Raw genomic sequence first — 26,644 nt, 5'->3', positions numbered from 1 at the left:
ATAAAGAATGGTGGGTCATGATGGACTTGAACCATCGACCAATGGATTAAAAGTCCACTGCTCTACCAACTGAGCTAATGACCCGCTCTTTTTGCCGCATTTTGAGTGGGGTAACCATTCGTTTGCTGCGGGCGCTTATAATACTTATTTATAAAATGAGTGCAACCGAAAATGTCTCTTTTTTTCAGTTTTTATGCCTAGGTGAGCAAAATTAAAGCGTTTGTGCTCAAACTACATGCAAATACAAGATTCGCCGAGTATTTCTATGTAGTTTGAGCTTTAAATACACCGCTTAAATGCGCCCTAATTAGCTAAACGCTCGGTTGCAAGTTTTGCAGCAGTTGTACTCGGATATTGGTTAATTAGATCACCCAATATTTTTTGTGCCTCTTGATTTAGGCCTTGCTCTTGTAAAAGCGTGCCTAATTTTAACATGGCATCTGGTCGTTTGTTTGAGTTAGGAAACTCATTTACCACCACTTTAAAATGCTCACTTGCTTTTACACCATCATTTTTAATGGTTAGCAACTGCCCAAGCCAATAATGTGCATTAGAGGCATACACAGAATTAGGATAGGTTGTTAAAAATGTTTGAAACTCAGGAATAGCTTGGTCGTAGCGTTTATCTTTCATTATTAGCGCTACTGCACGCTCATACGCCTCGTTTTCAGATAAGTCACTGCTATAGGTTTGTGCATCGCTCGATTGCGTGTAATCGGTTGCAGGCGTAGCAGCAGGTTGTGTATACGCTTGGCTTACGCGGTTTTCTATTTCTTGATAAAGCTCTCGCTGGCGCTGAAGTACCTTTTCAAGTTTATAGCTTTGCTCTTCAGTAACACCGCGAATTTGGCTTACTTCATCTTGAAGCAGGTTAAGTTGTTGCTGTAATTCAACTTGTAATAAGTTTCGCGACTGCATCATGTTTTCTAGTGATGCTAAACGCTTCTCTATGCTCGACTGTGAACTTGCAGCTTCTGAAACAGGAGCGGGAGCAGCCAAAACTTGGGTGCTCCCGCTCAATATCATGGCTGCCAAAATAATTTTCGGCTTCATAATATCTCTTATCTTAGTAAACTAGTACCGCACGGCGGTTTTTAGCGAAAGCTGACTCAGTGCGAGATTTAACCATTGGTTTCTCTTCACCGTAGCTAACTACTGACATTTGGCTAGCAGAAACACCTAAGCTTTGTAGGTATTTTTCTACAGCTTGGCCACGGTGCTCACCTAGTGCAATGTTGTACTCAGGCGTACCGCGCTCATCAGCGTGACCTTCAATTAATACTTTTACTGAAGGGTTTTGAACTAAAAACTCAGCATGTGCGCGAAGTAATTCTGCGTACTTGTTCTCAACAGTTGCTTTGTCGAAGTCAAAGTAAATGATTTGCTCTTGACGAAGCGCTTCATATTTTTGACGAAGTTGCTCTTCTGCTTGTTGTTCAGGTGAAATTGTTGCTACTTCAACTGTATCCGTGTTTGTTGATTGCTCAACTGCACTTTGATTTGATTGGTTAGCTGCGCCTTCATCAATATCTGAAGATGAGCTACAAGCGGCTAATGTCATTACTGGCACAGCGATTAGCAGGCCTTTAAGTACTTTGTTAAGTTGCATTGAGTAGATTCCTATTTTGAGTAAACCAGCAAATATTACTGTAAATATGGCGACCAAGCTGGTGCCTTTACTTGTCCGTCTAGCACGGGTAAACGTGCTTTAAAGCGACCGTCCATCGATACCAGCGCGAGTACCTGTTTATTATTATGAAGCGTGCTATAAATGATCATCGAACCGTTTGGCGCTATGCTCGGAGATTCATCAAGGCGAGTTCGTGTTAATACTTGAAACGCACCTGTAGCCAGCTCTTTCTTAGCAAGATGGTACTGCCCGTTGGTACGGTTAACCATCACTAATTCTTTACTGTCTGGCGTTATAGAACCCGCTAGGTTCATATCGCCGTCGAAGGTCAATCGTTGTGACCTACCAGTTCTTAAATTTAACTTATAAATCTGGGCATTACCACCCCTTTCAGATGTAAACACAATATCCTGGCCATTTGGGTACCAAGATGGTTCAGTATCTATACTACGGTGGCGTGTAAGGCGTGTTTCTTTACGGGTTGCTAAATCTAAAACATACACTTCGGTTGCACCTGTTTTGTCTTTAGAAAGCACCAATAACATTTTTTTGCCATCTGGTGAAAACTGCGGTGCACCGTTAATACCACGGTAGCTTGTAATCAGTTCACGCTTACCTGAGTAGAGATCTTGAATATAAATTTGGCTTTGGCGGTTTTCAAATGTTACATACGCAAGCTTAGTGCCATCAGGCGACCATGCTGGCGACATCAACGGCTCTTTTGAGCGCAATAACACCTGCTCGTTAAAGCCATCATAGTCGGCAACCACTAACTGGTAAGGTTTTGGTTGATCTTCGCGTACAATTACATACGCAATTTTAGTTAAAAACGCGCCTTTTTCACCGGTTAGCTTTTCGTAGACTACATCGCTTATGCGGTGTGAATAACGGCGAAAGCCACTTTCACCAATTACGCTTTCACGTGCTTCTAAAATGTGGTCTTGGCTTTTTACAAGTTTACCGTTGCTCATCATTTGCGTTTGGCCGCCGGTAATTTGCCCACGTATCACATCTACCAATTCGTAGCGTACTAGGTAACGCCCATCAGTTTGCTGATCAACTTCGCCAACGACAACCGCTTCTACACCTTGGTTTACCCAAGCTGCGTAGTCTATATCGCCATCTTTATTAGGAAGTTGCGGCATTTGTGCTACATCTACCGGTTTAAACTTACCACTGCGCATTAAATCGGCAGCAATAACATCGCTCAATTTTTGCGGAATTGGGCCAACACCATTGTATTTAAAAGGCACTATGGCAATAGGACGTGCACCGTCTACACCTTCAGTTATTACAATTTCAAGTGCCGCATTTGCCACACCCTGAAACCCTAATAATATAACTACAAAGGCTATTTTAATTTTGCTGAACATATCATTCCTTTAAAATTCTGGCTTGATTGTTAAATTAATATTCTTAAGTTGCTCGAACACGTCTTTGTCTTTAGATACAGGTAATGTGTCGGCCATGCGCACAGCTCTAAGTGCTGCTTCACACACTAACTTATCACCCCCTAACGATTTAACCTGCGTGACTAAACCATTAAACCCAAGACGAATATTTACTCGGCACTGTTGGTTTTTCATTTTTTCATCAATCAGTAAGTTTTGCTGAATACGCGCCATAATTAAGGCTCTATACTTATCAACTTCGCTTACTACTTGCTGTTGGCGTATTTTACTACGTGCAGCCTGCTCTTTAGCAAGTTGTTCTTGTAACATTTGCTCTTGCAGCGCTTGCTGACGTTTGCGTTCGGCTTCTTTGGCACGCGCTTTGGCTTCTGCTTCACGTTTTTTACGCTCTGCTTCGGCTTTTTTGAGTGCCTCTTCTTCTGCTTTACGTTTATCTGCAGCCGCTTTGGCTGCATTTTCAGCCTCTTGCTTTTGCTTTTCGGCTTGTTTTGCCTTAGCACGTTCTTTTTGTTCAATTTCACGCGCTTTTTTAGCTTCCGCCTCAGCTTGTGCTTTTTCTTTCTCTTTTGCTTTACGCTGTTGCTCTAGCTTTTTAATATTACGGGCTTCGGCTTCACGTTGTTTACGTGCATTGGCGGCTCTGCGCTCTAAGTCGCGAATGCGCTTATCTTCAGCACGTTTTTTAGCGTCTTCTTTTTTTTGCAACTCGGCAATTTTTTGCTCAACTTGCTTTTGATCTACAGTGACCGCAGACACTGCATTATCAGGCTCAGGAATAGCCGAATTAAGCGTCACTTCCATTACTTTAGGTGCTGGAGGGTGTATATTCGCAGTTGCCCACAAAAAGCCCCCCAAACCTAAATGTAAAAGCACTGACTTGATTATAGAACTATTCATGTTACTACTGTTTCCCCTCAAAGGATTCTGTCATTAAACCCACAGATGGTACGCCAGCATTCTTTAAAAAGTCCATTAATAACAATACTTCTTGGTACGAAACCTTACCAGAGCCTTTAATCATTACTGGTACATCAGGGTTTTTCATTAGCTGAAGCTTAATAACCGCTGCCACATCAAGTGCTTCCATTGGCTCCTCTGGATCAGTTCCTATGCTTACATAGTACTTACCTGCAGAGTCAATTGAGGCAATAATGGGTGGCGTGTCTTTAGTGTCAACTAAATCCGACTCTTCCATTTTTGGTAAATCAACTTTTACACCGTGAGTAATAAGCGGTGCTGTTGCCATAAATATAATTAGTAATACCAACATTACATCAATGTAAGGTACTACATTAATTTCTGCGACCGGACGGCGCTTCTTACGCTGATACATTCGCTTTAGCCTCTATTTGGGTAGCTGCTTGACGGTGTAAAATATTGGCAAATTCTTCCATAAAGTTGATGTAGTGTGATTCTAGTTTTTCAACTTTATTAGCAAAGCGGTTATACGCAATAACAGCCGGAATAGCCGCAAATAAACCCATTGCTGTTGCAATAAGTGCCTCAGCAATGCCTGGCGCTACCATTTGTAAAGTTGCTTGTTTAACTTCACCTAGTGCAATAAAGGCATTCATAATACCCCACACCGTACCGAATAAGCCGATATATGGGCTAATTGAACCTACTGTCGCTAAAAACGATAAGCTCGATTCTAGTTTTTCAATTTCACGTGACAGAGCCACACGCATTGAACGATGCGTACCTTCCATAACAATGCCTGCGCTTTGAAATGTGTTCTTTTTATGGCGCGCAAATTCTTTAAAGCCTGATGTAAATAACGCTTCAATACCATGAGATTGACCACTGCGTGATGAAATTTCGTTGTATAATTTGCTTAAGTCGATACCTGACCAAAATTTTTGTTCGAATTTTTTTGCATCAGACAAGGCATCGCTAATTGCTTTTTTGCGCTGAAAAATAATTGCCCATGACATTACAGACATTGCTACAAGCGCTAGCATAACTAACTGCACAAGCAAACTGGCTTCTAGAATTAGATCTAAAAAGTTAAGCCCTGATCCCACGTTAAACTCCTAAATAATTTCAAAAAACGTCAATTTGGTTATTTTATGTAAATAAGACCATTGTAACGGCCATAAGTTGCATCTAGTGTATCGAGTCAAGAGTTTACTGACAACGGTATTGCTATGAATTGGCAACAAAAAACGTTAAACATACGGTTAATCACTTGTTTGTTTCTAAAACGCGACTGCCACGCTAAGTAAAGCACAACTAAACACAATAAAAGTGCGTAAATATACGCAGAAAACTTGATAAAATGCTGCGTTTATTCATAAAAAGTGCATAAGCACGCAAAAGCTATTCATATCATTGTGCATGTACTAATTTAACTAATAGTGTAACAATACAACTCACACCAGTTATTTATTAATTTTCAGCAACTTATAAAGTTAACGAATAATTAACGCACAAGTTTCGAACAACTAAAAAATTCATCGGATTAGTTTTTTTTATCTGAAATTTTAAATTTTCTAGTTTGAACAAAAAGCACATATTCCGTATTATTCTCCCATACCGAGCTTACGCACTGAATGAAAGATTTTTCATTAAGCCAAGTTCTTAGTAATAGGATTTTTAATCGTATTACATTGTTTTACTCTTTTTGGATAAAACCTAATTAAGTAAAACGTAGTTCCCTGGATTACTTCCTTCAACTTGTTGTTTGCCCGCATTATATGCGGGCTTTTTTTTGCCTAAACTTTCGCGCTTCTTACTTAACCTGAATACTGAATAAAAGCGCATTTCTAAAAGCCGCGTTTTCGCTAAAAGCTTCTCACTAAAAAAAACTTATATCAGCCTAATTTAAGATGTCAGTAAGTCTCTTTATAAAAATACAATGTACTTAATTTAAATAACCACACTTTTAAGCTCTCAAAAAGTAGCAAATAAGTGCCGTGATAAATTCAATGGTACGCAGCATAGCCACGCCAGTCTTAACGTTAAGTGAATTACATAATGAATTTAATTTATTGGTTACATTTGCAACAAAGTGGATGAAAGCTGATTAACTATTAAGAAAAATTTTACAATTAAGGGTAGGTGCAACCCGCTACATTGACTGTAACGGGCTAAATGAGGTTAATCTTGTTTAGGAAGTAAACCAAAGTGATGGTACGCATTGTCTGACACAATTCGCCCGCGCGGTGTGCGCTGTATAAAGCCTTGTTGAATTAAAAACGGCTCAATTACATCTTCAATGGTTTCTTTTTCTTCGCCGATGGCGGCGGCTAAATTATCTAGCCCTACAGGTCCGCCCATAAATTTTTCGATAATGGCAAGTAAGTATTTACGGTCCATGTAATCAAACCCGCTTTTATCTACGTCAATCATATCTAACGCCTGCTCGGCAACCGAGGCATTCACAGTGCCATCAGATTTTACTTGCGTGTAATCGCGTACACGGCGCAATAGGCGGTTAGCTATGCGCGGTGTGCCTCGCGAACGCTTTGCAATTTCGGTGGCTCCATCATCGCACATTTGTAAATCTAGATAATGCGCTGAGCGCCCCACTATATATGATAAATCAGCAATAGAATAAAACTCTAAGCGCTGCACTATACCAAAACGGTCTCTTAGTGGTGAGGTAAGAGAACCTGCACGTGTGGTTGCGCCAATAAGCGTAAACGGCGGTAAGTCTAATTTAATAGATCGTGCTGCTGGGCCTTCACCAATCATAATGTCGAGTTGATAATCTTCCATCGCGGGGTAAAGGATTTCTTCAACTTGTGGGCTGAGTCTGTGTATTTCATCAATAAACAGTACATCGCCCTCTTCAAGGTTGGTAAGCAGTGCAGCAAGGTCGCCGGCTTTTTCGAGCACTGGCCCTGAGGTGGTTTTAATACTTACATTAAGCTCGTTGGCAACAATATTAGCAAGCGTGGTTTTACCTAAGCCTGGCGGGCCAAATATTAATAGATGATCAAGGGCTTCACCACGGCTACGGGCAGCCTCTATAAATATTTCCATTTGCTGCTTAACATGCGGCTGACCTTTGTAGTCGGCTAAAAGCTTGGGCCTTATTGCGCGGTCTATGGTGTCTTCGTTGGTTTTTTCGCTCGCGTCAATTAAACGATCAGCTTCAATCATGGGTTACTCACAACATTGATTTTAAAGATTCTTTAATAAGAACCTCAGTAGACATATCGGGTTTGCTTACCGATTTTACTGCTTTTTGCGCCTGTGGCAATTTATAACCTAACGCAACAAGTGCCGATACGGCATCGTCTGCGGCATTATTGGCAATAGTTGCATCGCAAGCGGGCTCTATTACGGCATTATCGCTAAATGGCGTAAATAAATCATTACCCCAATCTTTTAAGCGGTCTTTCATTTCAAGCACTAAACGCTCAGCGGTTTTTTTACCCACACCCGGTAATTTAACCAAGGTTGTGGCGTCTTCGTTGTTTACGCAACTTACAAATTGTTGCGCCGACATGCCCGACAAAATCGCTAAGCCTAGTTTAGGCCCCACGCCATTTGCCTTTAGTAATTCTCTAAACAGCGCGCGCTCGGTTTTATTATTAAAGCCAAATAATAGTTGTGCGTCTTCGCGTACTACAAAATGCGTGTACACGATGGCGTTTTCGCCAACATTGGGTAAGTCGTAAAAACAGGTCATGGGCATTTGTACTTCGTAGCCTACGCCGCTTACTTCTAATAAAATTTCGGGCGGCTGCTTTTCAACTAAAATGCCATTTAAACGGCCAATCATATTTATTTCCTTAAACGTCCTCTAACGGTTTTACTTGCGCTACCCGCTAGTTTAATTAAATTTTGTTCTGAGTGAGCATGGCAAATTGCAATGGCAAGCGCATCGGCCGCATCGGCTTGTGGTGTGCCAGGTAATTTTAAAATATTTTTTACCATGTGCTGCACTTGCGACTTATCGGCGCCGCCATTACCAACCACGGCTTGCTTAATTTGCCGTGCTGAGTATTCAAATACGGGTAGTTCGGCCATAGAGGCGCCCACGATAGCGGCTCCTCGGGCTTGGCCTAGCTTTAGCGCGGCATCCGGGTTGTGCGCCATAAATACTTTTTCTATGGCAAAGGTTTCGGGCGAGAACTGCTCTATTATTTGTGTGATCCCTTGGTAGATCATTTTTAATCGTATGGGAAACTCGTGCTCAGCTAATTTTATACACCCACTGCCTAAATAGGTAAATTTAGCACCTTGGTGAGCAACTACACCGTAACCCGTTAAACGTGAACCTGGGTCTATCCCTAAAATAATGGCCAAACAGCACACTCATTATTGTTATTTTTCAATAACGGTAATAATGCCAGAGCACTGTATAAATTACCAGTGCCGAGTAAAAACAAAAACGCCCGCAACTTAGTGCGGGCGTTTAGCATTAAAAAGTATAGCTTAGGCTAAAGCACGTACTAAGCCTTGGGTATTTTGTTTAAGCTTATGGGCAATCATTAAGTAGCCAAGCGCCGCCACAAACACCCCGCCCGATACCGGCCCTATTAGCCAAATTGCCGGGTGCAGCTTACCAGCTAAGTCAAACATTTGCTGCTGAACAATTAGCAAAGCTACATCACTAAATAATGCGGCTACAAACCCAGCTAAACCACCTAATAGCAAAAACTCATAAAGGGTCGCATTTTTTATTAATCGCCCTTTGGCGCCTAAAGTTCGCAGTATTACTATTTCTTGCATTCGCTCACCTAGGCTCGCTTGCACCTGCGATATAAGCACTAATGCACCACACAACACCACAATAGCAAGCACAAAGCCAATCGCTAACGACACCTGCTCAATGGTTGATTGAATTTGCTTTACAAAGTTATCTACATCAATAGCGGTAATGGTTGGATACGTGCGTAGTAACTGGCTAAACGCTTTCTTTTGCTCAGGCTCTATACGCACGGATGAAATATACGTTGCCGGAAAATCGTTTAGCACGTCGGGGCTTAAAATAATAAAAAAGTTAGGTTTTAGCGTAGCCCAGTTTACTTTACGTACGCTAGTTATTTTAGCGTCAAATGATTGCGCACCAATTAGAAATGTTAACGTGTCGCCTATTTCTACATCTAAACGCTCCAGCATGGATTCCTCAACCGATGCTTCACCCACCGCGCCTTCGCCAAACCACTGTCCTTGCACAATTTCGTTTTGGGCTGGCACGTTTTCAAGCCACGTTAAGTTAAGCTCACGACCGATGCCTGAACGCGCTTCTTCATCTTTTTTCTCGTTATCTTGCAACGACACTTTACGCGCAACAAGCTCGCCATTTACCGCATTTACGCGCCCACGAATGGTTGGGTAAAAATCAGATACTAAAATATCGTTTTCTGCTAGGTAATTGTTTACAGGCTCAAGTTCGTTTTGCGTAATATTTACTAAAAATGCATTAGGAGCATCGGCTGGCAGTTGTGATTGCCAATCTGAGATCATGTCATTTTTAAGTACAATCAAAAACAACAGCAATTTTATCGCCAACGAAAAGCTAATAAGCTGGACTGCATTTACGTTGGCACGCTTTTGAATAGAGGCAATAGCTAACGACCAGCTATTACCTGGTTTTAAGCCTAATTTACGGCCACCACCAAAAATTAATTTTGAAATAACAAACAACACCGCAATCAAAGCCAGTGTAGAGACAAACAAAATAAGCGTTATTTTAATGTTGTTACTAAATAACCACATTAATAAAAACACCGTAAGGGCACTTAAACCTAAGTGCACACGGCTTACGGCTAGTCTGTCGCCTAAATTACGGCGCAATACTCTAAGCGGTGGAATATCAAATAAATCAAGCAGTGGCTTAATAGAAAACATAACTGCACATATAACACCTGTGCTAATAGCCACCAGCCAAGGTTTAAAACCCGCTGCAGGTAAACTCATATCCATGCTTTTTGCTAAATACCCGGTGGCAATTTCTTGTAAACCGTAACCTATGGCTAAGCCAATGATAACCGCCATAGTGCAAACCATGAGTAAATGCATAAAGTAAATTTTACGAATTAATGCGCGGCTTCCGCCAAGGGTTTTCATCATAGCTACGGGGTCGTATTGGCGCTCACAATAACGCTTTGCCGACACAGCAATGGCAACTGTGGCTAAAATAATGCCCAGTAAGCCAGCTAGTAATAAAAAACTTTCTGCTCGGTTTAAGCTATTTGATATAGGCGATTGCCTGTCTTTGACGCCGTACCAGCGTTGATTTTCGGCCATTTGTGGCTTTAACCACTCATAAAACCGCGTTATGTCTGACTCATCGCCTGCATACAATTGGCGGTAGTTCACTCGGCTGCCAGGTTGTATCACTTCTGTTTTTGCAACATCAGCAATATTTATGAGTACTCTGCGACTACTCGAAAATACATTAAACGGGGCATCAGGCTCTTCAACTACCACTTTTTCTACATTGAATACGGCAGCACCTAGCTCTACTTGGCTACCAATATCAATATTTAAGCTGTAAAAAACCGATTCACTTAGCCACACATTACCAGGCTTTGGTCCGCCCTGGGCTACTTGCGTTTCGCCAAGCAACGATGATTTAACTTTTAATTCGCCTTTTAACGGGTATTCGTTTGATGCCGCTTTTACCGAGGTAAACTGCATCTCGTCGTTGGCAAATAACATGGTATCAAAGTAGACCATTTGCGCAGTTTGTAAGTTTTCTTGTTTGGCTTTATTAATAAACGCCGTATCTAATTTGTGAGCACTGGCCAGCACTCTATCAGCCGCAATAAACGCACTACTTTTTTGTGCTATGCTTTGTGCTATTCGCTCTGTCACCATAGACAGCGTGAACACTGTTAGTACTGCAAGCGCAATCGCGGCACTAATAACCGTGAGCTCGCCCCGGCGAAATTCACGGGCAAATAATTTAAGTGCTAACTTAGCCCACATTCGCTACGTCCTCTTTTGAGTTTTTAACTAACTGCCCCGCTTCAATTTGTACAATATGCTGGCACTTTTGCGCGAGTGCTTCATCGTGAGTTACTAAAATTAACGTTGTGCCGTGCTGCTGGTTTAAATCAAACAATAACGACTCCACCATTTTGCCGTTTTTACTGTCTAAATTTGCAGAAGGCTCGTCGGCAAATAAAATTTTAGGGGTGCCAATAAAAGCCCGGGCAATAGCCACACGTTGTTGCTCACCACCCGAGAGTTGCGATGGGTAATGATCAATACGGTGACTTAGCCCTACTTTTTCTAACAAAGCAAGGGCTTGCTCTTTCGCATCACTTTCGCCAGCAAGCTCTGCTGGCAGCATGACGTTTTCAAGGGCCGTTAAGCTTTGTACCAACATAAAAGATTGAAATACAAAGCCGACTTTTTCAGCTCGCAATGCCGCGCGTTGCTCTTCATCTAATGTATGAAGTGGCTCGCCATCAAGGATGATTTCACCACTGCTGGCTGTATCTAGGCCCGCTAATAAACTTAATAACGTGGATTTTCCTGAGCCCGATGTGCCCACAATAGCAACTGACTCACCATGCTTGACATTAAAGCTGATGTCGCTGAGGATGGGCAACTCACCTTCGAAGGTAGAAACTACTTTAGACAAACCATTTACTTGAATAATATTTAATTGAGAAAGCGCTGACATATGACTCATTCAATCCTACGTTTTGTATTCGTTTTATTTTTAGTTATCAAACCACTTAGTGCGGCGGCCGACAACACGATTTTAATACTTGGAGACAGTTTAAGTGCAGCCTATGGACTTAAACAAGAGCAAGGCTGGGTTAAATTGTTACAAGATAAATACGATGCAGAGCAACGTAATATAGAGCTAATTAATGCCAGTATTAGTGGCGAAACAACCGGCGGCGCTTTACGCAGGCTAGATGCCTTACTCGCGAAATACCAACCAAGCCATGTGCTTATTGAGCTAGGTGCTAATGATGGTTTGCGTGGTTTTCCGGTAACAAAAATGCAGGCCAACTTAACGGATTTAATCGAAAAAAGCCAAGCTGAAGATGCCATGGTCGCGCTAATGGAAATTTACATTCCCCCTAATTACGGGCCGCGTTACAGTAAAATGTTCACAGACAGTTTTACACAAGTAAGTGAAAAAACAAATGCTCATTTACTTAACTTTTTTATGCTTAATGTGGCAGATAAGCCAAACTTAATGCAAAGAGATCAATTACATCCAAATAAAGAAGCTCAACCGCTCATACGTGATGAAATGTACGACTCGATCAATCAATGGCTAAATAAAGATTAGGACATATTGTTCTTTGATGGTTGAATTTGCGGCAGCTTGCTGTTTTGCCAAGACAAAGCCTATGAAGTTGCGCTTTTAAATATAGTTTTTTAACTTATTTGCGCAATAAACGCGCAAACAAACAATCACTTATTGATTTTTAAGAAAATATACGTACTATTGCAAACAACGTCGGTATGTAGCGCAGCTTGGTAGCGCACTGTCATGGGGTGTCAGGGGTCGCAGGTTCAAATCCTGCCATACCGACCATTTAACCTCCTCTTTTCTCTTTTTCACTGTCATTTTTCTGTATTACCTTTTATACCTCGCATTAAATACTGTGTGTTTAAGGATGACTTATGAAAAAGCATATTATGTTAGCTCTGCTTTTATCTCTTTTTATTTCAAGCTTTGCGTTTGCCCAGGCTAGTTTTCGACTAAAAAACGGAAATCTATTAAGTGTGGGTAAAACTAAATCCGACATTGTAGCTCTGGTGGGTGCACCACTTTATAAAGATGTGCTTAATGAAGCTGTTGATATTGGCAAAGGTGACAATTTAGTTAAAACAGAAGAGTTTACTTATAAGCTAAAAGGCTCGATTGGAGTGATGTACATCGTATTGATCCGCTTTGAAAATAATATTGTGACCAGTATTAGCTCAAAACAAGTTGGCAGGCTTTAAATATTTTAGAGTTCGTTATAAACAGTTAAAAGCGCCATACGGCGCTTTTAACTTTTTTTAGTGTGTACGCCCTACGCCGTTACGCACCATGTCTTTGCCGTTTTCGAACACTTCAGCTGTAACGCCTCGCGCCAGTAATAACTGTTGCTTATCGTCAAATACCGCAACAAAATGGCTGCCGTCTTTGTTACTTGTGGCCATACCTACACCAGCCACCCCTTTTAAACCTAAGCCGCCGTTTTCTACCATAACTAAAAAGTTCTCTAGTTCTGCTAGGTTGTCGATTATGTCGTGCTCGTTATTCATAAATTGCTCTTTATAAAATCTGCTTGGTTAATACCTATTCGTAGAATATAACTAAGCGAATAGGTAATAAATTACGTGGGCGCTATTTTAAAGCTCATTACATTAAACTTAAACCTTTATATAAAGCTTATGTGTGTAGCGCTTATGGTTAAAAGCGCTCTACATTTAATAATAAATTACTTAGCGCGCAGCCATACGGCTGGGTATTAACGCGGTAATAGTGGGTGTTTTTTGTGGCCGTTAAATTTATTAAAAGGTCATCTTGTTGCCCTACCGCACTTTGCTCTTGACTTAAGCACATGGCTTGTGTGAGCGAGCGTAGTTTTGAATCGGTTAAAATATTGGCAAAACGCTGCACCGGTAAAGGCGGTATTTTAACAGGTGCTAATGCTTGGCTAATGGTGCGCTCGCTAAGCTTAAACCCCGCATTAGTAATATCTATTACACTGCGAGCAGGCCAGTACGAGTAGTTATAGTTGTTTACTTTTTGCTGCGTACTTAAATGCGCCACGCCACTTTGCCCTATTACCGTCATTAAATCTCCTTTTTGGGATTTTATAACAACAAGGGCTGTATTTTCATCAATGCCAAAACCATGCTTAATAACAGCGTTTTGCTTAACGTTATTTAATGTATTGACTAGGTTTAGCGTTTGGTTTTGCTCACTAAAGCGGGTGCTCAGTGGCCCATAGGTAAACGTGTTTAACCCCTTAATTACAGTAGGCTGCGGGGCACTTTTTGCTTTTAATACCGTTTCGCTTTGATGCTGCGAAAGATAGACTTTTTCACTTTGTATTTTGCTTCCTGCACCTAGCCCTACAATAACAGGCCGAGTTTTAATCGCGTTCGTCCAAGGGTAGGCAATATTATTTTCATCATACAGTGCTTTTAAAGCATTTTTAGCCGTGCCGTCGCTAAATAAAACACCGGTGCTGGTGTTTATTAAATTAACTAACGCCTCAACCCCATTATTACACAGTGTATGCTCAGCCTTTGTAAGCTCAGGATAAACATTGCTGCGATTATACAGGTTCATTTGTAAATGACGCAGCGCCGGTAAATCACTACAGGTATTGTTAGTAATTGCTTTAGCAAGTGCAGGTGTAAGCGGCAACCATTGGCTGGTTACACCTTTTGGTAAAAGTGTTTTAAGCGCCTCTATTTGTGCGTATGGGTCTCGCTGTGCTGCACTAATAATTAATAAGGTGGGTGTTGGGTTTGCCACTTTTAAGCTACCCGCTATAAATTGCAATATACTGTTGCTTTGTGGTTCAGCTTTAGGCCGAGAGTTTGAATGGGGTTGTTCGAGCATATCAAACACAAAATTAAACTCTTGCTTTGTTAGGCTATTGAGTTGCTCGTTATTGATATCACGCCATTGCCAAAGCAGCTCACTTTTAGAGAGTAACTTTTCATCTTTGCTTATAAGGGCGTCTAAGGTCGTTAATACGTCTGCTTTTTTAGTGGTATGACTCGAAGGCCAATTTAGCTTTATTTGTTTAATGTTTGCCTTCGATACCCGAAACACAGCTTTATTTTGCACGTTGCAACCGAGCGCCGTTTTGTCACTGCAACTATTAACTGCGCTACCGGCCAAAATTAGGGTTTGATCTTGCTGCTGGGCAGCCCCTTTGAATGAAAATAAAGTAAAAAAAATGAATATAAAGCTCATTCGCTTAATTAAAAAAGCACAGGTACGCATAACGCTCTCAAAGAAACCTAAATAGGCGTTAAGTTTAACAGCATGTAATAGCAGGCTAAATAGTAAATGTGAGTGCTCAGTGATTGTTACACTTTAAAGTGATGTTGCATACACACTGACTGTTAATCACGAAGTCAATTTAGGTAATTAAAGTGTGGCCTTGTGCGCAAACACTAAACCATGTTTAGTAACGTGAGCTACAAACTCTTTTGCAGGCATTGGCTTTGCAAAATAAAAGCCCTGAAACTCTGTGCAACCCATGTGCGCCATTACATCAACCTGTTTTTGTGTTTCTACGCCTTCGGCCACACACGCAATATCAAGCTCTTTACACATAACATGCACCGCTTTTACTAAACTTTTTTGTCTAGTAGAGCTGGTAACTTGGCTAATTAAAGAGCGGTCGAGTTTCAACTTATTGATAGGGTAATCGGCAAGACGTGCAATGTTAGAGTACCCAACACCAAAATCATCGACCGATACAGTAAAGCCCCACGACTGCAATGTTTTAATTAGCGTTAGCGAGTGCGCATGATTTGCCTCTAAAGAGGTTTCGGTCAGCTCTAATTCTATTTGGTGTGGCTTTACATTAAAGTCAGCTAAGTACTTTACGAGCTTGGCTATAAAATCAGTTTGGCTAAAGTCGAGCAACGAAATATTAATAGATACTGGCACAGTCGGTAAGCCTTGCAGACTCCAATCAGCAAGTTGCGAGCATACTTTTTGAATAACTAAATCTGTTAGGCGGCTAACCATTCTGTGCTCTTCAGCAATGGGGATAAATACTCCTGGCGATACAGTACCAAGAATTTTGCTATCCCAACGGGCAAGCGCCTCTAGACCTATGCATTTACCACTGGCAGTCACTTTGGGCTGGTAATGTACACTCAAATCGTTTTGCGTTAGCGCTTCACCTAATAGCATAGAAATTTCGTGTTTTTCTAAAAAGGCCTGCGAGCGTTTTTCGTCGTAACCACTTATCGGTTCGCACTTATTTGCGTGTTTAAGGGCACTTTCTGCATTTGCTAGTACCTCGGCACTTGAATGGTCTTGATCTGGGTAGCGCGCATAACCAAACAAAAAGTCTTGCTGGCTTCGCCCACTTTGCAATGCATATGTTTTGTCCAAGGTGTACTTTATGGCTGGTAGCACCTTATTTTTAACCTCACCTTCGCCTTGCACGCCTATTATAAAAGCGAGTTTACCAGTAGCCACATGAGCACATAAAAATGGCCCCTCAGGTATGGCTTTTAGGCGCTTGTATGCACTAATTAATAGCGCTTGAGCACTTTGCTGAGAAAGTTTTAATTTTAAGTATTCACTGTTTGCGGTTTGGGTCACCACAATATAAAAACCGTGGCTGTACTTGCTAATTAATCGCTCGCATTGCAACTCAAACCAGTGCTCGTTAGGTAACTTGGTATGGGGGTTTGAGTACTTTAAACGTTTGTTTTCTTGCTCAGCCGTGAGTAAATTTTGCTTTATCACATGCTCTTCAGTGCAATCGTAAAATTCATATATGCGATAGTTTTTATTGATTGCCACAGAGTAACTAGCCCTTAAAAAGCGCTCTTTAAATTCAACAACTTGGCTTATATCATTTAAATAAAGTGCCAATGAGGGCAATAAAGCAGTTATTTTTATGTCCTTTTTACGTGCCATTGTGCTTAAGCCAAATAAGGCGTCGGCACATTTATTGGTATCGGTAATATTAAACTGCTCATCTACAATGACTTTGGCTTTATCTGACTCGGTAAAAAAAGTTTTATATAACTCGTTTTTATCTCTTAGTAATGTATTCGCTACGTTCATCGATTTATTTAAGCGCTTTGCAGCAACTATGGTGCGCGCTACTGCTAAAGGGATGCAAATATTAAAAAATAAAAAAATTAATCCCGTTATGTATAAGTCTGCGCTGGGTAATTGTTGGGCTATACCTGTGACATTTGATAAATCAACGTTATTCACAATCATATAAAACGGCACAATGTTTAGTATTGAATAGGCTATTGCTGTTCTGTAGCCAAGCAGCATAAGCGCAATAATTGGGCAAGAATACATATACATAGAGCCGACTTTAGCTAACTCTAAATCTGTTAGAAACAGGTTCATACACAGGCTTGCTATAACAATAGCAATCAATAAAGCGTGTGCACTTTGTTTATAAAACCGCTTACTTGCTAAAAGTAAGCCACCAGCAATCGTTAAAAAGCCAAAGGTAAGTACAAGTATATAGCTAAGCTTAAGTGCTAATGCGGAGCTAAACGTATGACAAGCGACAAAAAAGCACAACAGTAATACGAGGCTTGAAATAATGCGCAGAGCACTAATTCGCCAATGTGCCACTTCGTTGTCATGAGTATGTTGATCTGAAAGCAAAAAGTACGAATTAAAAAAGCGCATAGTTCATAAAGGTAGAATCACGATAATTTATTAAACATTTAAAAAAATTTAATATCAAACAATTGCGTTATAAAATATGCTTTACGCGACTAATCCCCTTACATTTAACCATTATCCTTACTTATTCTGCTGTTAGTCTGCTTTGCAAACAAGTTAGAGGCTATATCAATTGGGTAATTATCGTTTATTAGCTCACTAATAAATTCAGAATACCCAGATGGCGGCGCAATTAAATAGCTTTTATGCTTAGCACGTGTGATCCCTACGTACAATAAACGTCGCTCCTCAGAATGCTTAAAAGTATCTTGCGTGGGTAATAATGCCTCAACAAGTAAATTGCCAGGGTTATTGCTAGGAAAGCCTAACTTACCCTGTTCGAAACCTATAATAATACAGTAATCAGCCTCAAGTCCTTTTGCGCCGTGCAGTGTCCAAAAATGCAGTGGATTAGCAAAATTGTTACCTGCTAAGTGCTGCTCTACCTCATTAAGCATAAATCGATATCGGCTCAATACGGCAATACTGGCCGTACTATTATTTTTATTAATTGTGGCTATGATTTGCTGCACCTTTAGCGCTACTGACTTTTTACCTTGGTGTAAATCGTCAAGTAACACAACTTGAGGGGTGCTTACTTGCGTATGTGTAGTGATGTGCTTTTTATATTGTTCAGGGTTTTGCATTACAAAGCGCCCTGCCACTTCACTAATACTGTTGTTATATCTAAACGTTTTTTGCAATAACGTGATTGAATGACTGCCTATTAAATCATTAAACCGTGTGGTCAGTGCCAAATTACCACCTGAAAATCGATAGATGGCCTGCCAATCATCCCCCACCGCAGTAAGGCAAGGTTGTGGGCCACTTTTTATTAGCGTATTTAAAAGCGCCATACGTGCGCATGAAATATCTTGAAATTCATCCACTAAAATATGACGCCAAGGTACACTTACCTTACCCGATTTAACCGCCTGTTCTGCGCTTGTAATCATGTCGTCAAAGTCTATAGCGCCTTGCTCTTTTAGTTTTTCAGCATATGCACGCTGCATAGCCACTAACAATGTTGTATAACGCTTATGATTTATAATGCCACTTTTAGCAATTCGCGCTGCTATTTGCGAGCTGGATAAATGCTCTCCCCGTATTGCGCTTAGGCAGTTTAAGTATTTATTTATATTTTGCTTTAACAGCCCGGTTGCAGATAACCGCTCGTACACTGCATGGTTATCTAAGGGTTTAATGTTCACGTTATGTTTTTGTAGTTGCGTTTTTAAACGCTGCTCAAGCTGGCTTTCTTGCCAGTTATAGTGAAATGTTTGCACCAACATTTGGCCGTGTTTTTTATGGTGCGCCCGTACTGATTTAACATGCCCACTATTGTGCGATTTAGTAATGTTCTGAGCTGAATTACCTTGTCTATCTATCGCAAAATGTACCAAATAAATGTTGTGCTGTGGCAAGTAAAAATCGGCGGTGTCATCATTTTGGTAAGTGTGTTCAATTCCATACATATAAAGCCAATTGGCAATTAATAAGTGCTGATAACTGCTTACCTTTAACCCCGATAGTGTGTGATAGATTTGTGCTTTTATAGCGGTTTTAGTTGCGGTATTGAGGCTATCATTAGGTTCGTACAGGGTCTCAACAAAGGTTTTACAAAAACGTGAGTCTGTTTTTAGGGTGTTGCTAAGCCACTGGGTAAACCATTTATTAAGCGCCAACGCATCCTTTGCAAAAGGCGATAAGTTAAGCGTTTTATTATCGCTTTTAAGTAACTTCAGCCCCAGCGCATGAAACGTTAAAATAGTAGGCGGCGTAACATTTAAGTTTGCTTGCTGCACCCTTAAATTAAAGCGCTCAGTTAACTCGTTTGCCGCATTTTTATTATAAGCAAGTATTAATATGTGCTCGGGCTTTACACCCTCTTGGACTATTAAATCCAGAGCCTTTGCAACTATTACCGATGTTTTGCCAGTCCCTGCAGCCGCTAGCACTAAATTTTTATCGTTATTGCGTATAACGCCAAGGCGCTGCTCCTGGGTAAGTGGGTTAGATTCAATCACATTATAAAAATCGGCTCTTGCCGCTAGTGTTTTTTGCTCATAGGTTTTGCGCAGTTGCTCTGTGGCATGCGCTGCTGTTGGTGAGCTACTTAAAATAGTTAAAAACTTAATATCAGTGATCGATAAATACTGCTGCCAGAGTGAAGGTGAAGCCCCATACTGCTGTACCAGTGAAAACACCGCTGATTTTAGTACAGGCACATTTGAGTCGCGCAGGTACTCGTTTGTTGCATAGCGTTTTACAAGCGTTTTTGCTGTATTCACTTTTTCTTCTAAGTAATTGGAAAACACGCTGTTTAACTGCTCACTAAGTGTTTGAGCCTGCTTTTTATTTAAAAAGCTAATTACCGTTTTTGTACCATGGTTGAGGGTTATTTTCCCGCTGAAGAGGCCTTTTTTAAAGTGGGTAAAATTAGTAAAGTCGCTTATTAAATACGCGCGTGAAGTATTATTTTTAAAATGTATAACGAGTGAATTTTGCTTAATAGTAACGGTGCTAATACGTGTAAAAAAACGCCCTAGCCCGCTTGGAGTGGCAATAAACTGCGCCATAAAACCTTGAATAGACTGAAATTAAAAATAAATTTTACCATAGTTTAAATACCAAAGCGCGTTGCGCTTTAAAAGTGAGGGGTTAGCCAAGCAAGTATAAACGTTTATTATAAAGTGCCTGTATGCTGCGAACATTTAATGTTTATACGATGGTAAATAACCCCTAAAAAATAAACACACCTTATTTACTCCTAAGCAGGTGTTTAAATTTGCTTAAATTTCACGTTTGAATATTGAAGAAAGTGCACTATTGGTTTAATGTGAAGTTTTTATTAAACGAGAAATAATATGGATTTAACTAAGGAAGAGTTAAGTTTTATTTCGTCTGTTGTAGGCAGTAACAAGGACAATACAAACGATAACTCACAGCTTAGCTTAAGAACCACCTTACCCGATACACTAAAAGGTTTGTTGTCTCATGCTAAATTAACTATGTTAGCTGAAGTTGGGCATTATCAATTGTGGTTTCCGCTTGAGTTTAAGCTCAACGATGATGGTTACTTAAACCCCGTACTAAGTGCGCCAGAGGTTATTGATACCGAAGGTGTAGATAGAAGCTGGCGTTATTCTGATCTTAACCTACAAAGTGAGCGCTTTTATGTACTTTCGCTCTCTAGTAGTGGCGTGCTACTAAAACCCCGCGATCATCGCTACAGCCTTACCCACGCGCAACATATTACATTTAAACTACCCAATAAGAAAAAAGTCACTCTACTTGTAGATTTAGTCCGTAAAACTAACTTAGGCTATGCCGCTAAAATTGTCAGTATTAAAAGTGGTAAAGAAGCACTGCGTGAGTATTTATTCGAAAAACATAAACGCGAAAACGCCACCTTATATGAAAATACGTCTGACGTAACCGAGCATTTCTAGTTGCAGGCTTTTTCTAGCAACGATAAGCTAATGCCTTTGTAAAGCGATAAATTAAAGGCACACAATGAGCGACTCTTTATACCCAATCGGTACCCCCAATACACCTTGGAATAGCAGTGATAAAGCAGCATGGTTACAACTTCAGCAAAAAAAGCGTGATTACAACCAGCTCGTTGTGAGTAAAATCAAGCAACCTAACGCGTTTTTACATGTTGAGCAGTACGGCGAGTTAGACTATTCACCACTTAAGTTTCCTCTTTATGCATATAAAAGTAAAAATTGGCAAAGTGATCGCCCAGCCATCTTAATTACTGGCGGGGTGCACGGCTACGAAACAAGTGGCGTTATGGGGGCGCTGGCATTTGCTCATACTGACGTTCAAAAATATATAAATAATTTTAACTTTGTTATTGCGCCGTGTATTAGCCCCTGGGGCTTTGAAACCATAAACCGTTGGAACCCTGAGGCCATTGACCCTAACCGCTCTTTTTACGATAACAGCCCAGCCCAAGAATCAGCTGCTATTATGAAATATGTAACCTCGCTTAACACTGAGTTAGTTGCGCACATTGACTTACACGAAACCACAGACACAGACAACAGTGAGTTTAGGCCGGCCTTAGCTGCCCGCGATGGTAAAATTAACACTAACTGGAACATACCAGATGGCTTTTATTTAGTGGCAGATAGCAAAAAACCAGCCCCCGAGTTTCAAAAGGCCATTTTAAATAGTGTTGAGAAGGTAACTCACATCGCCCCTAGCGACGAAAATAATCAATTAATTGGTGTACCGCAGGAACAATTTGGCGTTATAAACTACGCAGCTCGCGAATTGGGCTTATGCATGGGCTTTACTGACGCCCCGTATGTAACAACAACCGAAGTATACCCTGATAGCCCAAGCGCCTCAGATGAGCAATGTACTCAAGCGCAAGTAGCTGTTATTACCGGTGCGTTAGATTATTTAAAGTCACTTTAATTTTGCACTAATTTAAATTAGGAGCCTGCCATGAAATACAAAAATAAACATGCAGAGGTTACTCTATCCGTTGAGGGCAATATCGTGATTGCCCAGTTTAGCGGAAATTTAGACCTTGAGGTGTTAGCTAGCTTTAAAGCCGCTCTTTTTGAAACAGTCGCTGAATTTGAAGGTAAACAATGGGGTTACATAAGCGACTCATCGTGTGTGCTTGCGGCTACACCCGATGCAGAGGAAGAAATGGTTGCCATAAGTACACATATGCAACAGACTAACTGCTTAATAAGTGCATTTGTTCTCACCTCCCCTATTGCTATAAGCCAAATGCAGCGAATAATGCAAAACGCTAAACGCGATGTAGATTTTAACCAATGTTTATTTGATAACCTAGATGCTGCAAAACGTTTTATTTCATCGCAATTAAGTAATGGCGTGAGCTAACTTTAGCCCAAGCCATTGCTAGTTTTTATAAAACTGACTTGTTTTAGTAATGGCTATGTCTGGATTTTCATTAGCTGAAATAATAAAGCTCACTGGCGTTACTTTTTTTTCAATGTCGTAACCATCGGCGGTGACTGTAACCGGGATTTTCTTCATGAGTCCTGGTAATACCAAAATAGAGCTTGGCGCACTAAGCATAGCCTTTGGTAACCCTTCTATGGCTATGGCGTAATGCATTGGCTGCTGAGTTTTATTGATAATAGTGAGTGTATATGGGTTTTCTACTAAACCTTCATAATTTACACGGTACAAGGCGTTTCTGTCGCGCAGTACCGATGCCTCTATTGGCGTACGTTGCAACCCCCATGCAACCATAGAAATAATTAACACCCCTGTTAATACGCCATACCCCACTAATTTAAGCCTAAATGGATTGGTTTTTTTACCTTCGAGCTGTTTTTCGCTGGCGTATTTAATTAACCCTTTTTGATAACCAAATTTATCCATAGTGTCATCACAGGCATCAATACATAACCCACAATTTATACACTCATACTGCAAGCCGTTACGAATATCTATGCCCGCAGGACATACCTCTACACATAAATTACAGTCTACACAGTCGCCTAAATCAAGTGCTTTAGGGTCTGCTTTACGTTTACGGGGGCCGCGGTTTTCGCCGCGCTTTGCATCGTAGCTTACTACCAATGTATCTTTATCAAACATCACCGATTGAAAGCGAGAATACGGGCATGCCACGTTACACATTTTTTCGCGTAAAAAGCCAGCATTTCCATAAGTACAAAATGCAAATAAAAACACCCAAAAGCTCGTTATACCCGACCACTGCAAGGTAAACATTTCAAGGTATAAGCTTTTAGCGGGAATAAAGTACGCCATAAACGAGGTGGCCGTAAGCAGTGATATAACAAGCCACGCAGCATGTTTTGTTATTTTTTTACGCCACTTTAAAGCACTCCATGGCGATTTATCTAACTTTATACGCTGATTACGCGTACCTTCTATACGTTGCTCTACCCAACTAAACATTAACATCCAGATTGTTTGGGGGCAGGTATATCCACACCACACGCGGCCAAGCCAATTCGTGACAAAAAACAATGCAAAGGCGCCTACCATAAATAGCAGCGCTAAAATCATAAAGTCTTGTGGCAGTAAGGTTAAGCTAAAAATTGTAAATTTTTGCGTTGCTACATCTAATAGCACCGCTTGCTCTCCTTTATATTGTATCCAAGGTATGGCTATAAATGTGAGCATAAGTAGCCAACCTAAGTTACGCCTTATGCGCTGAAAAAAGCCTTTTTGTTCGCGAATGTAAATCGGGCCCTCTGTTTTGTAGGGCTTAATGATCATGTCTTCTTCTTTAATATCAAACTTCATAGTACTTACTTAATAGTGACGGTATTAAGTATACTTTTGCAACTTTCAGACCAAGCTAAAACTTAATATAAGAACTTGATATAAAAGAATATTTATTTGTATTTATAAATTATATTCGTGATATTTAACGAAACTCGTTAAATATCACGAATTTTTAGCAATACCTAGTTTACGCATTTTAGAACGAAGCGTGCTCTCTGGTAGCCCTAACTTACTTGCTGCGCCTTTATCACCGGATATTTGCCAATTAGATAGTTCAAGCACGGCAATAATATGCTGCTTTTGTGCTTCAGCAAGTGTTAAAGAGGCATTAACCACATTGCTTGTACCCGCTTGTAAGGGCTGGCTTAGCTTAAGTATGTCGTGCTTTGATAAAATAGCTTCGCGTTCGAGTACGTTTTGGAGCTCACGAATATTTCCTGGCCAGTCATAGGATTGCAATTGGCTAATCGCTTTTTTACTGAGACCTTTTAACTGCTTACCTAAACGCTTATTAAGCTGAGTAATTAAATTAGTACACAAATAAGGAATATCTTCTTTGCGCTCTCTTAGTGCCGGTACTTTAATAGGAAACACATTAAGCCGATAATATAAATCAATTCTAAAACTGCCTTTTTGCACCATTTGCCATAAGTCACGATTTGTTGCTGCCAATACTCTAATATTTACCCTTAATGTAGTGCTACCGCCTACGCGCTCAAACTCTTGTTCTTGTAATACGCGTAGCAATTTACTTTGCGCCTCTAATGGCAACTCAGCCACTTCATCTAAAAACAACGTGCCCTTGTCGGCCAGTTCAAAGCGGCCTTTACGTCGCTCGTTTGCACCGGTAAACGCACCGCGCTCGTGGCCAAATAATTCAGACTCTAACAAACTGGGAGTAAACGCTGCGCAGTTCACTTTTATAAATGTTTGATTACTGCGCTTACTTAACCGGTGTAAGTTACGCGCCACCAGCTCTTTTCCCGTGCCGTTTTCACCTAGTATAAGTACGGTGCTGTCGGTTTCACTAACAAGTTTGATCTGCGCCAGCATAGCTTGAAAAACATGGCTTTGGCCCACTAAACCTGAGCCTTGCCAGTCTTGGTTAAGCTCTTCAATTAAGTAGTTGTTTTCATCTTGTAGCTGCTCACTTAAGTGCTTAACTTGCTCAAGTGCTTGCTTTAGATCATTTTGTGTTTTTTTCTGCGCTGATATATCGCGAAATACCGCGACCGCACCTATTAACTCACCCTGCCTGTAAACTGGGGTAGATGTGTATTCTACTGCAAACGAGGTGCCGTCTTTTCGCCAAAATACTTCGTTTTTAACCTCGCGGCGTTTGCCATCAAACATGGTGCAATATATTTGGCATTCATCGGCTGGATAAGGAGAGCCATCGGCGTGACTGTGATGATGATACTGATGTATTTTTTTACCTAATAACTCATCGGCTTTCCAGCCGGTCATGCGTTCAGCTGCTGGGTTTACAAACACCGCATTGCCCGATAAATCAAAGCCGTAAATGCCCTCTCCTACCGCATTAAGTAAAAGTTTAGGGTCATTTAAAAACTGTTTTATCATTGCATCATCCTCGCGAAATATCACGATTATTATGCCACAAAGTGACGCGCTAAACAGTTAAATAAAGCGGCCTGTAATATAAGGCTTAAATAAAGTATTAATATCTATTTTTGCGTTTAACTTTGCCGCAATTAAATAAAGCCCAGCCAGCTTACGATGAATAAACAACGCATCAACCGGTGGTGTATGCCATTGCTGCGACTGTGCGCTCAGCTCAAGCCCTGCATTTTTAATATTTGTTGCTAAGGGACTGTTTTTAAAATCAAACTCGCCAGTGGTTCTTAGCGGCTCACACGCCATTAAAAATAAGTCAATAACATGATTTTTATAACTATCTACAATATCATCTTTAAAGTAACCTATCTGAGTTGCGGCGGCTAACACGCCCGCCCTATTGTTTTCGGTGCCTGCAATAAATAGTGACAGGTAAGCCTTGCTCAACTCACTCGAAATCTCTCGGGTTGCCCCAAAATCAAATAACACAATTTGCTTACTCTGGGTCTGATAATGAAAATTAGCAAAGTTGGGATCCGTTTGAATTAGCTTAAACTCAAACATTTCTTTAAAAAATAAATCTATGAGGTTCGCTGCAATGTTATTTTGCTCATCTTGGGGTAAATTGCTAAGCGCTTCTATAGGCGTGGCTTGTACATACTCCATTGCCAAAATGCGTTTAGTGTTATGAGCGGCATATACCTTAGGCACTTTAAACTCAACATGCTGGCTTAGCAATTTGCCCACTTTTTTAAGGTAATGTGCTTCGCGTTCATAATCAGCCTCGGCAAGTAGCTGCGCTTTAGCCTCATTTATTAGTGGCTGTATATCAAGCTCTTTAGGGATTAAACGAGTAATGTTTAAAAGTGCAATAACATTATCTACATCGCTGTGCACACTTTGCGCTATACCAGGGTATTGAATTTTTACCGCCAGCTTTTCGCCATTTTCTTGATAAGCTAAGTGCACTTGACCAATAGAAGCCGCTGCAAAGGGGCTAAGTTCAATATGTGAATAACGTCCAAGCCAATCATCACCCCATTCATTTTTAAGTACCTTAATTAACTGCTTATGCGGCATTGGGTTTGCATCAGCACGAAGCAATGCGAGTAGTTGGGCGAGCTCTGGGCTTAATAGCTCGCCCGCATCCATAGATAGTAATTGTCCTAGCTTCATGGCCGCACCACGCAGGTGTGAAAGCTGTTCAGCTAGCTTTGCTATGTTTTTAGGTTGTAATAGTAAAGATTTATTATCCCAACCATTACCAGAGAGCGCACTTTTGGTGCCATCTATAAGCATGTTGGTTGCTACACCACCGGCTAAAGAGCCAAGCTTTGCAAATCGAGAGAGTCTTGAGGTGGGTATGCTGCGAGAAGCTGCCATTATAAAAACCTAATTAGCCTGGGTAACAGGCTAATTAGTACGTACGTTTTACTGTGCTCGATC

The 26,644-nt window shown here is 40.8% G+C and carries 23 protein-coding genes and 2 tRNA genes; 6 read left to right on the top strand and 19 right to left on the bottom strand.

All coding sequences use genetic code 11. The features are described from left to right. Positions 1 to 8: 8 nt before the first annotated feature. From AN389_RS17180 to AN389_RS17125, 12 genes are all read right to left on the bottom strand, one after another. A tRNA-Lys gene (locus tag AN389_RS17180) sits at positions 9 to 84 on the bottom strand. 219 nt (positions 85 to 303) lie between these two features. After that, the gene (gene ybgF / locus AN389_RS17175) at positions 304 to 1,053 is read right to left on the bottom strand and encodes a tol-pal system protein YbgF (protein WP_055018723.1); all 750 of its coding nucleotides are present in this window, start codon (positions 1,051 to 1,053) and stop codon (positions 304 to 306) included. Positions 1,054 to 1,066: 13 nt separating this feature from the next. Continuing rightward, positions 1,067 to 1,609, bottom strand: a complete 543-nt coding sequence (gene pal, locus AN389_RS17170) for a peptidoglycan-associated lipoprotein Pal (RefSeq protein WP_004587277.1) — start codon at positions 1,607 to 1,609, stop codon at positions 1,067 to 1,069. A gap of 35 nt (positions 1,610 to 1,644) precedes the next feature. Beyond that, the gene (gene tolB / locus AN389_RS17165) at positions 1,645 to 3,003 is read right to left on the bottom strand and encodes a Tol-Pal system beta propeller repeat protein TolB (protein WP_055016262.1); all 1,359 of its coding nucleotides are present in this window, start codon (positions 3,001 to 3,003) and stop codon (positions 1,645 to 1,647) included. 9 nt (positions 3,004 to 3,012) lie between these two features. Further along, positions 3,013 to 3,939, bottom strand: a complete 927-nt coding sequence (gene tolA / locus AN389_RS17160) for a cell envelope integrity protein TolA (protein ID WP_055016261.1) — start codon at positions 3,937 to 3,939, stop codon at positions 3,013 to 3,015. Between the two features lie 4 nt (positions 3,940 to 3,943). Then, positions 3,944 to 4,375 carry a protein TolR gene (tolR, locus tag AN389_RS17155; protein WP_055016260.1) on the bottom strand — a complete coding sequence of 144 codons (432 nt, stop codon included), beginning with the start codon at positions 4,373 to 4,375 and terminating at the stop codon, positions 3,944 to 3,946. Next, the gene (gene tolQ, locus AN389_RS17150) at positions 4,362 to 5,066 is read right to left on the bottom strand and encodes a protein TolQ (RefSeq protein ID WP_004587273.1); all 705 of its coding nucleotides are present in this window, start codon (positions 5,064 to 5,066) and stop codon (positions 4,362 to 4,364) included. Before tolQ ends, tolR begins: the two co-directional genes overlap by 14 nt. A gap of 1,075 nt (positions 5,067 to 6,141) precedes the next feature. Next, positions 6,142 to 7,149 carry a Holliday junction branch migration DNA helicase RuvB gene (gene ruvB / locus AN389_RS17145; RefSeq protein ID WP_055016259.1) on the bottom strand — a complete coding sequence of 336 codons (1,008 nt, stop codon included), beginning with the start codon at positions 7,147 to 7,149 and terminating at the stop codon, positions 6,142 to 6,144. 7 nt (positions 7,150 to 7,156) lie between these two features. Continuing rightward, positions 7,157 to 7,774: a Holliday junction branch migration protein RuvA gene (gene ruvA / locus AN389_RS17140; protein WP_055016258.1), complete on the bottom strand. Its 618-nt coding sequence runs from the start codon at positions 7,772 to 7,774 to the stop codon at positions 7,157 to 7,159. Between the two features lie 2 nt (positions 7,775 to 7,776). Next, positions 7,777 to 8,301: a crossover junction endodeoxyribonuclease RuvC gene (ruvC, locus tag AN389_RS17135; protein WP_055018724.1), complete on the bottom strand. Its 525-nt coding sequence runs from the start codon at positions 8,299 to 8,301 to the stop codon at positions 7,777 to 7,779. A 129-nt stretch (positions 8,302 to 8,430) separates the two neighbouring features. Next, a complete protein-coding gene (locus tag AN389_RS17130; protein WP_055020327.1) occupies positions 8,431 to 10,932 on the bottom strand; it encodes an ABC transporter permease in 2,502 nt (833 codons plus the stop codon). Further along, positions 10,922 to 11,635: an ABC transporter ATP-binding protein gene (locus AN389_RS17125; RefSeq protein ID WP_055016256.1), complete on the bottom strand. Its 714-nt coding sequence runs from the start codon at positions 11,633 to 11,635 to the stop codon at positions 10,922 to 10,924. Before AN389_RS17125 ends, AN389_RS17130 begins: the two co-directional genes overlap by 11 nt. Between AN389_RS17125 and AN389_RS17120 the strand changes: the two genes are divergently transcribed. From AN389_RS17120 to AN389_RS17110, 3 genes are all read left to right on the top strand, one after another. Beyond that, entirely contained in the window at positions 11,636 to 12,259 is a 624-nt protein-coding gene (locus tag AN389_RS17120; RefSeq protein WP_055020326.1) for an arylesterase, read from the top strand. 172 nt (positions 12,260 to 12,431) lie between these two features. Beyond that, a tRNA-Pro gene (locus AN389_RS17115) sits at positions 12,432 to 12,508 on the top strand. A gap of 89 nt (positions 12,509 to 12,597) precedes the next feature. Further along, complete coding sequence (locus tag AN389_RS17110; protein ID WP_055020325.1) at positions 12,598 to 12,921, top strand: DUF2845 domain-containing protein; 324 nt, start codon at positions 12,598 to 12,600, stop codon at positions 12,919 to 12,921. Between the two features lie 57 nt (positions 12,922 to 12,978). On the opposite strand, the gene AN389_RS17105 is transcribed toward AN389_RS17110, so the two are convergent. The 4 genes from AN389_RS17105 to AN389_RS17090 form a co-directional block, all read right to left on the bottom strand. Continuing rightward, positions 12,979 to 13,227 carry a hypothetical protein gene (locus AN389_RS17105; protein WP_055016244.1) on the bottom strand — a complete coding sequence of 83 codons (249 nt, stop codon included), beginning with the start codon at positions 13,225 to 13,227 and terminating at the stop codon, positions 12,979 to 12,981. A 148-nt stretch (positions 13,228 to 13,375) separates the two neighbouring features. Further along, entirely contained in the window at positions 13,376 to 14,899 is a 1,524-nt protein-coding gene (locus AN389_RS17100) for a cyanophycinase (protein ID WP_235575993.1), read from the bottom strand. Positions 14,900 to 15,076: 177 nt separating this feature from the next. Then, positions 15,077 to 17,332, bottom strand: a complete 2,256-nt coding sequence (locus AN389_RS20230) for an EAL domain-containing protein (protein ID WP_082430575.1) — start codon at positions 17,330 to 17,332, stop codon at positions 15,077 to 15,079. 104 nt (positions 17,333 to 17,436) lie between these two features. Beyond that, positions 17,437 to 19,947 (bottom strand): UvrD-helicase domain-containing protein, encoded by a 2,511-nt coding sequence (locus AN389_RS17090; protein ID WP_055020323.1) that lies wholly within the window; start codon positions 19,945 to 19,947, stop codon positions 17,437 to 17,439. 288 nt (positions 19,948 to 20,235) lie between these two features. On the opposite strand from AN389_RS17090, the gene AN389_RS17085 reads away from it, so the two are divergent. From AN389_RS17085 to AN389_RS17075, 3 genes are all read left to right on the top strand, one after another. Then, complete coding sequence (locus AN389_RS17085) at positions 20,236 to 20,820, top strand: hypothetical protein (protein ID WP_055016242.1); 585 nt, start codon at positions 20,236 to 20,238, stop codon at positions 20,818 to 20,820. A gap of 64 nt (positions 20,821 to 20,884) precedes the next feature. Next, a complete protein-coding gene (locus AN389_RS17080; protein ID WP_055020322.1) occupies positions 20,885 to 21,799 on the top strand; it encodes a M14 family metallocarboxypeptidase in 915 nt (304 codons plus the stop codon). A 30-nt stretch (positions 21,800 to 21,829) separates the two neighbouring features. Beyond that, positions 21,830 to 22,240, top strand: a complete 411-nt coding sequence (locus tag AN389_RS17075; protein ID WP_055020321.1) for a hypothetical protein — start codon at positions 21,830 to 21,832, stop codon at positions 22,238 to 22,240. 18 nt (positions 22,241 to 22,258) lie between these two features. Here the strand turns inward: AN389_RS17075 and ccoG are convergent, their stop codons facing one another. From ccoG to AN389_RS17060, 3 genes are all read right to left on the bottom strand, one after another. Then, a complete protein-coding gene (gene ccoG, locus AN389_RS17070) occupies positions 22,259 to 23,641 on the bottom strand; it encodes a cytochrome c oxidase accessory protein CcoG (RefSeq protein ID WP_055020320.1) in 1,383 nt (460 codons plus the stop codon). 144 nt (positions 23,642 to 23,785) lie between these two features. After that, positions 23,786 to 25,204, bottom strand: coding sequence for a sigma-54-dependent Fis family transcriptional regulator (locus tag AN389_RS17065; protein ID WP_055016238.1), 1,419 nt, complete (start codon positions 25,202 to 25,204; stop codon positions 23,786 to 23,788). Between the two features lie 57 nt (positions 25,205 to 25,261). After that, positions 25,262 to 26,581: an AarF/ABC1/UbiB kinase family protein gene (locus tag AN389_RS17060; protein WP_055018729.1), complete on the bottom strand. Its 1,320-nt coding sequence runs from the start codon at positions 26,579 to 26,581 to the stop codon at positions 25,262 to 25,264. Positions 26,582 to 26,644 lie beyond the last annotated feature (63 nt).

It is taken from the genome of Pseudoalteromonas sp. P1-7a, from assembly GCF_001401855.1.
GTDB lineage: Bacteria > Pseudomonadota > Gammaproteobacteria > Enterobacterales > Alteromonadaceae > Pseudoalteromonas.
This window is presented reverse-complemented; position numbering and strand designations above follow the sequence as displayed.